The sequence below is a fragment of the Anaerostipes butyraticus genome, assembly GCF_016586355.1.
Lineage (GTDB): Bacteria > Bacillota > Clostridia > Lachnospirales > Lachnospiraceae > Anaerostipes > Anaerostipes butyraticus.
Map to the genome: position 1 here is coordinate 169,831 of NZ_BLYI01000027.1, position 12,117 is coordinate 181,947.

Sequence of the window (12,117 nt, forward strand, 5' to 3'; positions counted from 1 at the left end):
TTTATCATTTTGAAAGAAAACAAAAGTATTTTTGAGCTATTTTTCTTTCATTTATCTTTTATTTTTTTCATTTATTCCTTCATTCTTTATTTTACAAATGCTTGTTTGTACTATATACTAGTCTGATGGATACTACACAAAAGAAAGGATTTCAATTATGATTCAACAAATTTACAACCTGCTGTGGGGAGATCTGATCACCATCCCGCTTCCTGGCGGAAGTTCTCTCGGTCTTTCCCTGCTGGTTATCCTGCTGATCCCGTCTGGTATTTATTTTACGATCCGGACAAGGTTCCTTCCATTCCGTCTTTTTCCGGAAATGATCCATGCAGTCCTGGAAAAAGACGACAAAAGCCGCAAGGATTCTATTTCCGGCATTCAGGCGCTGATCGTATCTACCGCCTGCCGGGTGGGAATGGGCAATCTGGTCGGCGTCGTAGCCGCAATCTCTGCAGGAGGAGCAGGCGCTGTCTTCTGGATGTGGCTGATCGCGGTGTTTGGAGCCTCTACAGCCTTTATGGAAGCAACCCTGGCTCAGATTTATAAGGAAAAAGATCCTCTTTACGGAGGTTATCGCGGAGGCCCTGCCTATTATATTCATGCTTTGTTTCAAAAAACTTCCTCAAAAAACCGGCGTTGTGTTCTGGCTGTGCTTTTTGCACTCTCCGGACTAATCTGCTGGTGCGGGATCAGCCAGGTCATTGGAAATTCCATTTCCTCCGCTGTAGAAAATGCGTTCCATATTCCTCCGATTTATACAGCTGTCATTCTTGTTCTCATTGCTGCTGTCATCGTTTTAAGGAAAAACGCTACCGTAAAAGTTCTGGATATTATGGTTCCCATTATGGCCGGATGTTATTTTCTTCTTACCTTATTTATTATTATCAAAAATATTCATCTGCTGCCATCTGTATTCCAGAAGATTTTTATGGAAGCTTTTGGATTCCGTCAGGCCGTGGCAGGAGGAATCGGAGCGGTTATTATGAATGGAGCAAAACGAGGCCTGTTTTCCAATGAAGCCGGATCCGGATCCGCTCCCTGTGCAGCCGCAGCCGCCGATATCAGCCATCCTGCCAAAGAAGGTCTGCTTCAGTCTCTCGGCGTTTTCATTGATACGCTCCTGATCTGCAGCTGCTCCGCCATGATCATGCTGATGACGCCTCCGGGCTTTATAGACGGTCTCCAGGGAATGGATCTTCTGCAGGAATCCATGAAATATCATCTGGGAAATTTCGGACCGATTTTTATTGCCGTAATCCTGTGGCTGTTCAGTTTTTCTACTTTCATCGGCATCCTGTTTTATGCAAGACCTAATATCGCTTATCTTTTCGGAGATAACTGGCTGTCTCAGACGCTCTATAAGATTCTGGCTCTTGCCATGCTTTTCGTAGGATGCCTGGCCGCCTATACTTTTGTCTGGGATCTGGGAGATATTGGTGTGGGACTTATGACTATCTTTAACCTCATCGCGCTTTTCCCTCTGGCGCCAAAAGCTCTATCTCAGCTAAAGGAATATGAAGCCATTCGAAAAGAAGAAAAGAAAGCTTCTGCTTAACATAAAAGAGACATAACAGATCCTGCCGGATCTGCCATGTCTCTTTTCTATATCATATTTGCGTTCCAGAATCAGTCCCCAAACAGCATATAAAGTCCGATGAGAAGCATCAGGACTCCCAGAACCGTTTTAAATATTTTTGACGTCAGATTCGCTGCCGTTCCATCCAGACGATTGGCAAATCCTACGGAAGTTCCTGCTGCTGCAATGATAATGCCGTGTCCTACAGAATAGCAGAGAAGCAAAAGTGCTCCGAGAAGATAATTTCCACTCTGGCTTGCAATCGCAAGCAGCATAATAATCACAGGAGCCGCACAGTGGGAAGAAAAAATTCCTCCGATCATCCCCACAAAGAAAGCTCCCACAAATCCCTGTTTTCCATTTCCGCCAAGACCATGGACGTGGGGAATCAGCTGGATCACACCCCACATCTGCAGCGCCATCAGAATCATCAGGATTCCCAGAATCATATGGACGATCTCAGAATGACCGATCACATGTCCCAGTGCTGAGGCAATGAATCCAAGACAGATAAAAGTAACTGCGGATCCCGCGGCAAATGTAATGGACAGCAGAAATGCTCTTCTGTTATCTTTGATTTCATCTCCGTCAGCTGTCACATACCCTGTTACCAGAGGAATATTGGACAGCGCACACGGCGTCAGAGATGTAAAAATTCCGGCGATCAGCGCAAACAGAGGTCCGATCCAAAGATTTCCATGGATCATCTCAACAATATTTCTTGAAAATGTTTCTAACATAATAAATTCCACCTTTTACATTTTTAGGGCTCTAAGTGCTTATTTTACTCACTTTTTCAAAAATATGCAACCTTATTACGGGAAATTCTACTGACTTTCATTCTCATTTTTTCAATGAAATATATAATTTCTTCAACCGAACAGGGAAAGATTCTTTCCCCTGCCGGTCACCGCGATACCTTGTTCATATTGCGCAAAAAAAATCCCGCTTTGCCGGCGGGATCTTTTTATAATGAAAAGAGAGGATTAAAAAATATATATGAAAAACTATGTTTTTATTATACCTCATTTCTCTTTTCATTCAATTTTCTCCGTATAAAATTTTCTAAACAAAAAATAAAATAATATGAAATAATTCTTTGAATTCTTATTTGTTTTTTAATCTCTTTAATTTCCGGTCTCAATGCTGATCTGATTGAAACGGTCCAGCAGGTCATCTACATCCAGATTGTCTTTATCCTCTCCTGCTTTATCAACGATCGCCTCCCCCTGATGCATCATGATCAGGCGGTTCCCGTATTATTCTTGAGATCTTTTGCAATAACAAACACATTTAAAATCTAAAAAGAAACCATAAAATTGCAATCATAATCTCATGGTTTCTATATCATCTAATTTTGACTACAACATTATATTTTTAATCATTACCAAAATCTTTTTTACATTAAAGCTCTCTTTTTATTGCAATGCGCAATACAAAATAATTTAAGAACAATGCACACACAAGAAAGCCTATAAATATAATGTTGGGAGCATTATTTACAACAGTTATTGTTTCATTTCCAAATTTGAAAAAAATGAACATAAATACTAAAATAATATATGGAACAAAACGTACTTTAGAATAATCATACCAGTAGTATATGAAAATATATATTGTATTATAAAACATCAAAAAAATAATCATAATGATATTTATTCTCCAATCAATATGTACTGACTGATCTCTTGCTACTCCCACAAGGATACTTCCTACATTTGCAATTAATATTCCTACAAGAATACAAAAAAATGATAAAATATTTTTCTCATTAATTATATCTTTTTTTGAAACCGGAAGGGATAATAAAAATTGTCTTGTGGCATTTGAATCTTCCATATAACATATTTTTCCAACCGTCCAGCTAAACATAAGCGACGGACACATCATCAATGATACAGTATAATATTTTGCTCCATCTATTGTTATAATCGAAAAAAACGTTGCGAAAAGAACTCCTAAAACAATATTTTTTTTATATAGTAACCAATTTTTTCGTAATAAATATATCATAATTTATCTCCTTTTTGCTTTATTAGATTTTCTAAATACATATCGATGCTAATTCCTTGATTTAATATTTTTTTTGCTTCGCACTGCTCAATTATTTTCCCTTGATGAATAAATATAAGATAATCTGCTATTTTTTCCATATCTTCTATAATGTGAGATGAGAATAGTATGCTTGTCCCATATTTCCGAACTTGTTCTTTTAATATATATAAAACCTCATTTCTTACTAATGGATCTAGTCCTGATGTAGGTTCATCCATCAATAATAATTTGGGTCTATGAGAAAGAGCAAGGCATAAATTAAATTTCATCCTCATTCCCTTAGATAAATCTTTCATTTTATAATTTGATTTTATCCCTAATTTATTTGATATCACTTTATAATCATCCTCTATCCAGTCTGGATAAAATGATTGATAAAATTTCTTAATATCATTTAATCGACATTGTGAAAAAAAATCAGTATTTTCTCCAACATATCCTATTTTTCTTTTATATGATATATCCTTATTTTCTAGAATATTTCTATTTTGAAAATAAATTTCCCCATCATCTGCTTTAATTATTTGAAGTAACAATTTTATTGTTGTACTTTTTCCCATTCCATTTGCACCAATTAATCCTGTAATCTTCCCACTTTCTAAATGAAAACTAATATTATTTAAAAAAAATTCAGGATATCTTTTTCTTAAACCTATTACTTTCATTATATTTTTCTTTTCCTTCATTCCTTCACTCCTTAAAAGCTTGTAACAAGTTACTTTCTATTCCTTTTTTTTACAGAAACTATAAATGCTATAAATGCTATAATAATTGTTTGAATAAAAATTTCTTCCATATTCCCTTTATGTTCTACAATATACGGAATTATTTCAATAATCAAAAACATAAAGATAAAATATCTCATTATTCCTCCATAAATTTTTTATTTATTCTTGATTTAAAATAATTTTTCTCTCTTTTTCAAATAATAAATCGCTTTTTCTAATTGAATATCATCATTATTTGTTACATCTCTATGATTAATATCAATATAAACTTGAGGTTTTATATTCTTAATATGCATCTCTTTTCCATTGAAATTAACATACTTTTTCGTTGTCAAACTCATCCTCATACCATCTCCTAATTCATATACAGACGCTATATCATTCATTCCGCATGTCGGTGTTCCCATTCGCAATATATTTTTATTATCAGATATCAACCTCAAAAATATAAATTCTAGAGAACTACATGTGAGATTGTTAAATAGTACACCTACATTTTTTCCTCTAATTACACTCTTTCTTGGTTTTAAAACATATTCATGAATTTTTCTTTTATCCTTTAAATATATTTTTACTTTTTCATTTATAAAAAATTCTGTGATTTTTATAGCTAGTTCAATTTTTCCTCCCATATTATTACGTAGATCAAAAATTATACTTTTCAACTTTGTTTGTTTTTCCAAACTTTGCATGAATAAATTTACTTCTGCATCATTTAATAAAGACGGACAACGATAATATAAGATTTTATATTTTTGTTCAATTCTTTTCTTATGTTCTTCCATTAATGCAAAATACTTCTGCTTTAGACAATTATCTAATTTTAGTGATTTTGCTTCAACATATTTTATATTTTTCTCTACTGTTTGTCCTCTTCCTGTTTCAAAAGTTAATAATATCTTTTGAGGATTATGTGCCCTGGAAATTGATTCAAGTATTCTTATTAATTTTAATGATTCTGAATCAATATTTTTCATTTTATATAATAAATCGCTAATACTTTGATGATTTATTTTTTTTAAAATAAATCCCTTTTTTATTATAGAGTTAGTTTCAAAAACTTCAATTACAACTAATTTATTTCCAATAATGCCTAAGGTAACTGGCAAAATATACTCCATCTTTCTAATCAATTTAGTATGTGGATCTTGAAATTTCTCCAAGAGGATTTGGAGTTCTTTAAAAAAAATATTCTTATCTTCTATGTATTGTATCTTGTAAAAATCATTTTTTAACTCTTCAGAAAGATTATCAAAATATATATATTGTTCCTTTATTATTTGTACAATTTTTTCTCTATTCATTCTTGCCCTCCTGAATCAAAGAACAATTTTTACACGAATGGATTCCATTTGATGCACTTATCTCTATTGCAGAACAGCTAATACATCCCCAACGATAAACACATTGTTTACAAGATTGCATTTTTCCTTTATTTAAGTTTACTAATTCCTCATATTTTTCATTTAAAATCTCCGTTAGATGATTTTTCTCGTTTAGCTTCCCATAGGATGTTAACCTCGACATAACGCAAGGATATACTACTCTTTCTTCCGATATACAAATAGCTTTAGAATAACATGGATTTTTTAACATCAATATACCTATATTTACAGGGTTCATTTTTATCAATTTTCTTTTGTAATCAAAAACAAACTTAGCATATTTTTTTGAATAATGTATGTTTTCAGGAAAAGGATTAATAAAATCTAACCGATATCTACATTGATAATCTCTTATTATTTCAATATATTTTTCAATTTTTTCTTCATTATAATTTTTTAAATAAGTTAAAATCATTAGTCTTAATCAAAACAATTAATAATATTTATCAGAAAGAATATTATTTTTTCCACTTTTATAATACAATTTTTTCTCCTCTCTTTACTATCTTGACCCCAATCTGCCAATTTTCGTCCGCATTCTGTTTTCTCTTTAATATGCATATATATTCTGATTGAGCGAAAAGATAAATTCCACTTGTCTGGTGTATTCAGTAAGGAGTCATTATCCACAAATTTCTTTTGTTATCCGGTTTTATTTTTTAGCAATGTAGATGTCAAAACAATTTCATCCGTTTGTATTTCAGTGAGTCGAAAACAATCAAACAACTCCTGAAGCAACATGATAGATCGCTAAAGCTCTGCTGTGGTGTGTTGTTGATATAATCCATCATCCGGTCGATATCACTTTTCGAGAGATCATCGAATAATGTGCCTTTCGGACATATCCATAATTCTTATCTCAATGAGGTTTTTTCCAGGAACACATCGGATCACAATAATAAATACCTATGCAGATGAAGTTGTCCTGTCCATATTTCAATGTATCTAGTTTTTGGAATTCGCTACCCCTATCAGTCAGAATCAATGAAAATATTAATGTTAGACCCAAATCCTGCTAGGAATGTTCGATAGTGTCGATGAGCAGTAGTCCTTCTATAATAAACTTTATCGAAACGATAACTTCTCTTCTTTGAGTAAGTATTGCAGACAAAAGAATCCTTGCCCCGTTTTGAGTAATGATACCTGCGTGAAAAAAGTCTTTGCAGTGGGAGTTGAAGTGATTGCAGATCCTGCATTTTTTTATAAATAGGAATCTTTGTTCTTAGATTCATCAAAATGGTTATGCTTTTGAAAAGAATTATATTTATTTTTTGGACTCTTTAGAGATAGCGAAAGATTCTTTTCCTAACTTTGCGGCAATGCTACCCAAAAAACATTTCCAGTTCAGAGCTTTTTCGATGGTAATACAGTCATCAAGAGTTGAATGTTTTCGGTTTCCAGTTATTTTTTACACATAACTTCCTCTTTCCTACTGCAGATAAAAGGCACTAAGAATGATAAAAGAAATGCAAAGAGACTGTATAAATAAATCCAACATAGAGGTGGAATTTAGAATTCCATTCGAAGCAAAGCATAACATACTCTAAAAACAATATACTTTCATTCATTAATGTGATAAAATAATCTTGTTAATATATATTTTTATTCATTAATTGGGAGATAACCATGATCAAAATAGCAATTTGTGATGACGAACCTATATTCGTATCAAATAATAAAACTATTGTAGAACAGTTTATAAAAAGGAAAAAGGAAATCGTAACAATAGATGAATATTTTAATGGTGAATTTTTATTGGCAGATATACAGGAAGGCGCATTTTTCGATTTGATTTTACTAGATATTGAAATGCCATATCAAAATGCTATGAAATTAACTCCTATAATAAAGGATTTTTTGCCTCATGTTCTTATTATTTTTATAACATCTTACTTAAAATACGCAGTAGATTCGTTCTCTCTATCGATTTTTCGATATATACCTAAACAAGAACTAACTTCTCGATTAAATCAAGCTTTAGAAGATGCCTTCAATCTAATAAAATTAGAGCAAGATGAAGCATATATAATTCAAACAAAAACTACATTTAAGAGACTCCTTTTAAAAGATATATTATACATTCAGAAAAACGGGAAAAATTCAATATTTGTAACATTGAATGGACAGGTAAAACTAAGAAAAAGTTTAAAAGAAATATATCCAGAATTAAATCATAATGAATTTATTTATATTGATAAAGGCTGCATCGTAAATATTATTCATATTATGCAAATAAAAAATGGAGAGATTATTCTCAGGAACAAGGAATCTTTATCAATTAGTAGATCACACATACAACCAACACAGAAACTAATTAGCACATTTTGGGGGAATCACATTTGAGTATGTTTATATTATTTATAGAGTTTGCTGCTTCAATATTGGAAGGATATATTGGAATCAGATTTGCAGGTCTTTTATTCGAAAATAAATTCAAAAAATCAAAAGCTATTATTATTACTTTTATAAGTTCATTTTTTCTTGCTATTATCGTCACTATTCTAAACATGGTAAAACTTTTTTCATGTATAACTATAATTTTTGGCATATTTAGCATATCCATTATAGTTTTTCTTATTTATAATTGTAAAATTCCACATGCCTTCCTCATCACATGTTTTTATTTTATATGCCTTAATTATTTAGATTTTTTTGCTATTACAATAGCAAGTTTTTTATTACAAGATTCAAACTACCCCAAAATTGTTACTACATATTATAGTTATTTAAGAATTAAACAATTATTTATCTGCAAATTATTGTTAATTATTTTCTATTATAATATAAAACGATTCTTTAAAAAAAGGTTTCATATTTCGTCTTTCAATCATTATGTTATACTTTCATTAATCTGCGGAATTGGAACAATATATTTAATTAATTCATCTTTCGCAAAAATATATCCATCCAATTTTAAAGATTGGCTTATTTTCAGTATTATATTCATACTAGCATGGCTGCTACTTTTTTTCTATGAACAATTCAAATATGAAAAAAAAGAAGAAAATTTTCTACATAGCAGAAACTCATTATTGGAAAAAAACTTTAAAGAATTAAATTTGCTTTATTCTGCAAACGCACAAGCATATCACGATTTTAATAATCATATAAATATTTTACAACATTTATTAATAAAGAAAGATACTTCCACTGCATTAAATTATTTAAATTCTATAAATCAACCAACAAAATGTTTATTATCACATACTTGGACTGGGAATGATATCATTGATATTATACTCAATAATAAATTAAAAATAATGGATGATAATTGTATAGATTATAAAATAAATGTTGAATTTCCTAACAATAGTAATCTGCAGCCAAATGATATTTGCTCTATTTTAGCTAATCTTTTAGACAATGCCATAGAAGCTTGTAATAGAAATTTGAAAAAAAGTAACAAATGGATTAACATTACGATTCGTATCATTAATGCTATGTTGATTTTTAAAATAGAAAATGGAAATGAAATAGAACCCAAAATTCAAAATATGCATTTCATAACATCAAAAAAAGAAAAGCAATTTCATGGCTGGGGATTAAAATGTGTAGAAAATGTAATTACAAAATATCAAGGTAACATGACTTATGCAATCAAGCAAAACAGTTTTCAAATTATTATACTTCTTAATTATGATATAAAGAATTCTTAAAAACTCATTTAAAGGACAATTTTTTGCAATTCAAGGACATTTTCTTTTACAGTCCGATAAATATGTTATGATAATTAAAAATGGAGGGCAAAAATGCTACTAAAACTATCTACTTATCTTACACACTATTTCATTAAAAAAAATATTATTAAATCAAATTTATCACAAATATATATATATGGTTTTCAACTGACTATATCTACATTATGTTCTCTTTTAAGTATATTACTTTTATCTTCGTTTTCTAATTTTATATTTGGAATTACTTTTTTACTATTTTTTATGCCATTAAGATTTTGTGCAGGTGGATATCATTCTAATACCTACCAAAAATGTTTTATTCTTACTAATTTATGCTTTTTGTTTACACTGTTTTCATCAAAAATATTTTATAAATATCATCTATTTAATTTAAATTTATCATTATTTTTTATTAGCGTTATTCTCCTTTGGATTTACGCTCCCTGTGAAAACATAAATAATCCATTAAGTAATACATATTTAGAGAAGAACAGATTATATACTCATATATTATTAATTATTTACATTTTCACTCTTTCTATTTTTGCATATTTTTTTAATACATTCTTATTTTTTTTAGGAACACACACAATGCTACTTGTGTGCTTATTATTCATAATCGGCAAAATTATTTTTTTCAAAGGAGGATATACAAATGGCACTACTTAATCTAATCGCAATTCTTATAAAAAAAATTGCAATTAACGGAGCTGGCTTAGCATCTTATGGTGGAATGTACCAACCAAAAAAGCCAAAAGAATTAATAAAATAATTCGGAAAAGAAAACTTTAAAACAATTTGATTTGTATTACAAGATGTACCGTCCTTTCTAATATATCTTTTTAGAAAAGGCGGTACATCTTCAAGTCATAAAAAATATTTATAAAAAATCGCTTTTATTATTCATATGAAAATAAATCAAAAGTAAATAAATGTATATCTCACGCTAACAGAATAAATATAAATTTGTAAAATAATCAAAATATAGTGTATTATACGAACATCTGATTCTTAATCTATTCTTTCCAACGCCTTAATTTCCGGTCTCAATGCTGATCTGATTGAAACGGTCCAGCAGGTCATCTACATCCAGATTGTCTTTATCCTCTCCTGCTTTATCAACGATCGCCTCCCCCTGATGCATCATGATCAGGCGGTTCCCATACTCTACCGCATAACGAAGATTATGGGTTACCATGATCGTTGTCAGTTTTTTCTCACGGACAACCTTATCCGTCAGTTTCATGATCAGCTCCGCTGTCTTTGGATCCAGAGCCGCTGTATGCTCATCCAGAATCAAAAACTCAATCGGCGTCATTGTGATCATAAGAAGCGCGATCGCCTGTCTCTGACCTCCGGACAGAGATCCTACCTTGCTGCCCATCATATCTTCCAGGCCAAGCCCCAGCTGACTTAATAATTCTCTGTAATAGCTGACGCGCTTCCGGTTGGTTCCGAATCCCAGGCCAAACGGCTTTCCTTTGTTATCTGCCAAAGACATATTTTCCAGAATCGTCATGGACGGACAGGTTCCCATTGCAGGATCCTGATATACCCTTCCGATCTTTCTCTGCCTTACATATTCCTTCTGCCTGGTAATATCTTCCCCGTTCAGTATGATCTTTCCTGCTTCCGCTCCCAGGCTTCCGCAGATCAGATTCAAAAGAGAGGTTTTTCCAGACCCATTGCTGCCGATCACAGAAATAAAATCTCCGTCATGGATCGTCAGATTAAAATCCTTAAACAAACAGACTTCATTTACCGTACCTATATTATAATATTTATCGATATGCTGTAACTCTATCATGATTTCACCTTCTTTTTGCGGTCCATACTGATCAGTAAGATAATAAGGAACAATACTGCAGTGATCATCTTTAAGTCCGTCGCAGGCATTCCCAGTTCAATTGCGATGGCCACACATGCCTTATAGATCACAGAACCGATCACAACTGCCGTTGTTGCTTTGATCAGATTTCCTTTAAATACATTGGTTCCAATAATAACGCTCGCAAGACCAATAACGATGGTTCCTGTTCCCATGGAGATTTCAAAGAATCTCTGCTGCTGGCACATTACGCTTCCTGCCAGGGCAACCAATCCATTGGAAATGGCAAGACCAACGATCTTTACAAATCCGCTGTCCTTTGCCAGGGAAGTTACGATGGTTGGATTATCACCAACGGCACGGAGCAGATATCCGGATTTGGTTTTCAGATACAGATCCAGAAGAATCTTCGCGATCAGCATGATCACAAAAATAATGATGACTGTCTTATATGGCCTCAGCGCTTCCGGGAATAATGCATTTACAAAGTCATTGTTAAAAACAGACTTGTAGTTAAATAAAGGAACATTTGCCGTTCCTCCTACGATTCTTAAGTTAAGAGTATACAGTCCTGTCATCACAATGATTCCTGACAACAGATCTCTGACTTTACATTTTACATGGATCAGTCCTGTCACGGTTCCTGCCGCGGCGCCGGCTGCCACAGAGGCTGCCAGTGCCAGAAGAGGATTCATTCCCTTTGACAGAATGACCGTCGTAATTGCTGCTCCCAGAGGGAAAGTGCTGTCTACTGACAAATCCGGAAAATCCAGGATCTTATAAGTTATATATACGCCAAGAGCCATGATCGCATAAATAAATCCCTGCTCAAACGTACTGATGATTAATTGTTCCATAGTATTTTACA

At 32.4% G+C, this 12,117-nt stretch carries 12 protein-coding genes and 1 pseudogene; 5 read left to right on the forward strand and 8 right to left on the reverse strand.

Annotation, left to right across the window (positions count from 1 at the left end; all coding sequences use genetic code 11):
• Positions 1-157: 157 nt before the first annotated feature.
• Positions 158-1,555 carry an alanine/glycine:cation symporter family protein gene (locus JMF81_RS06185; protein ID WP_201310581.1) on the forward strand — a complete coding sequence of 466 codons (1,398 nt, stop codon included), beginning with the start codon at positions 158-160 and terminating at the stop codon, positions 1,553-1,555.
• A 71-nt stretch (positions 1,556-1,626) separates the two neighbouring features.
• Here JMF81_RS06185 and JMF81_RS06190 read toward each other — a convergent pair whose 3' ends face one another.
• From JMF81_RS06190 to JMF81_RS06215, 6 genes and pseudogenes are all read right to left on the reverse strand, one after another.
• Positions 1,627-2,316: a cytochrome c biogenesis protein CcdA gene (locus tag JMF81_RS06190; RefSeq protein WP_201310582.1), complete on the reverse strand. Its 690-nt coding sequence runs from the start codon at positions 2,314-2,316 to the stop codon at positions 1,627-1,629.
• Between the two features lie 387 nt (positions 2,317-2,703).
• Positions 2,704-2,835: pseudogene (locus JMF81_RS16760) on the reverse strand (ABC transporter ATP-binding protein); the annotation flags it as partial.
• A 145-nt stretch (positions 2,836-2,980) separates the two neighbouring features.
• A complete protein-coding gene (locus tag JMF81_RS06200; protein ID WP_201310583.1) occupies positions 2,981-3,589 on the reverse strand; it encodes an ABC-2 transporter permease in 609 nt (202 codons plus the stop codon).
• Entirely contained in the window at positions 3,586-4,317 is a 732-nt protein-coding gene (locus tag JMF81_RS06205; RefSeq protein WP_201310584.1) for an ABC transporter ATP-binding protein, read from the reverse strand. Before JMF81_RS06205 ends, JMF81_RS06200 begins: the two co-directional genes overlap by 4 nt.
• A gap of 212 nt (positions 4,318-4,529) precedes the next feature.
• Positions 4,530-5,663, reverse strand: coding sequence for a S41 family peptidase (locus tag JMF81_RS06210; RefSeq protein WP_201310585.1), 1,134 nt, complete (start codon positions 5,661-5,663; stop codon positions 4,530-4,532).
• Positions 5,656-6,159, reverse strand: coding sequence for a hypothetical protein (locus JMF81_RS06215; protein ID WP_201310586.1), 504 nt, complete (start codon positions 6,157-6,159; stop codon positions 5,656-5,658). Before JMF81_RS06215 ends, JMF81_RS06210 begins: the two co-directional genes overlap by 8 nt.
• Before the next feature lie 1,211 nt (positions 6,160-7,370).
• Between JMF81_RS06215 and JMF81_RS06220 the strand changes: the two genes are divergently transcribed.
• From JMF81_RS06220 to JMF81_RS06235, 4 genes are all read left to right on the forward strand, one after another.
• On the forward strand, positions 7,371-8,087 hold the full coding sequence (locus tag JMF81_RS06220; protein ID WP_201310587.1) for a LytR/AlgR family response regulator transcription factor: 717 nt from the start codon (positions 7,371-7,373) through the stop codon (positions 8,085-8,087).
• Positions 8,088-8,089: 2 nt separating this feature from the next.
• On the forward strand, positions 8,090-9,400 hold the full coding sequence (locus JMF81_RS06225; protein ID WP_243282565.1) for a sensor histidine kinase: 1,311 nt from the start codon (positions 8,090-8,092) through the stop codon (positions 9,398-9,400).
• Between the two features lie 93 nt (positions 9,401-9,493).
• Positions 9,494-10,090 carry an accessory gene regulator B family protein gene (locus JMF81_RS16895; RefSeq protein WP_201310589.1) on the forward strand — a complete coding sequence of 199 codons (597 nt, stop codon included), beginning with the start codon at positions 9,494-9,496 and terminating at the stop codon, positions 10,088-10,090.
• Positions 10,077-10,193 carry an AgrD family cyclic lactone autoinducer peptide gene (locus JMF81_RS06235; RefSeq protein ID WP_201310590.1) on the forward strand — a complete coding sequence of 39 codons (117 nt, stop codon included), beginning with the start codon at positions 10,077-10,079 and terminating at the stop codon, positions 10,191-10,193. The genes JMF81_RS16895 and JMF81_RS06235 overlap by 14 nt, the downstream gene beginning before the upstream one ends.
• 261 nt (positions 10,194-10,454) lie before the next feature.
• Here JMF81_RS06235 and JMF81_RS06240 read toward each other — a convergent pair whose 3' ends face one another.
• Together JMF81_RS06240 and JMF81_RS06245 are read right to left on the reverse strand one after the other, a co-directional pair.
• The gene (locus tag JMF81_RS06240; protein WP_201310591.1) at positions 10,455-11,228 is read right to left on the reverse strand and encodes an ABC transporter ATP-binding protein; all 774 of its coding nucleotides are present in this window, start codon (positions 11,226-11,228) and stop codon (positions 10,455-10,457) included.
• Positions 11,225-12,106, reverse strand: coding sequence for an ABC transporter permease (locus JMF81_RS06245; protein WP_201310592.1), 882 nt, complete (start codon positions 12,104-12,106; stop codon positions 11,225-11,227). Before JMF81_RS06245 ends, JMF81_RS06240 begins: the two co-directional genes overlap by 4 nt.
• Positions 12,107-12,117 lie beyond the last annotated feature (11 nt).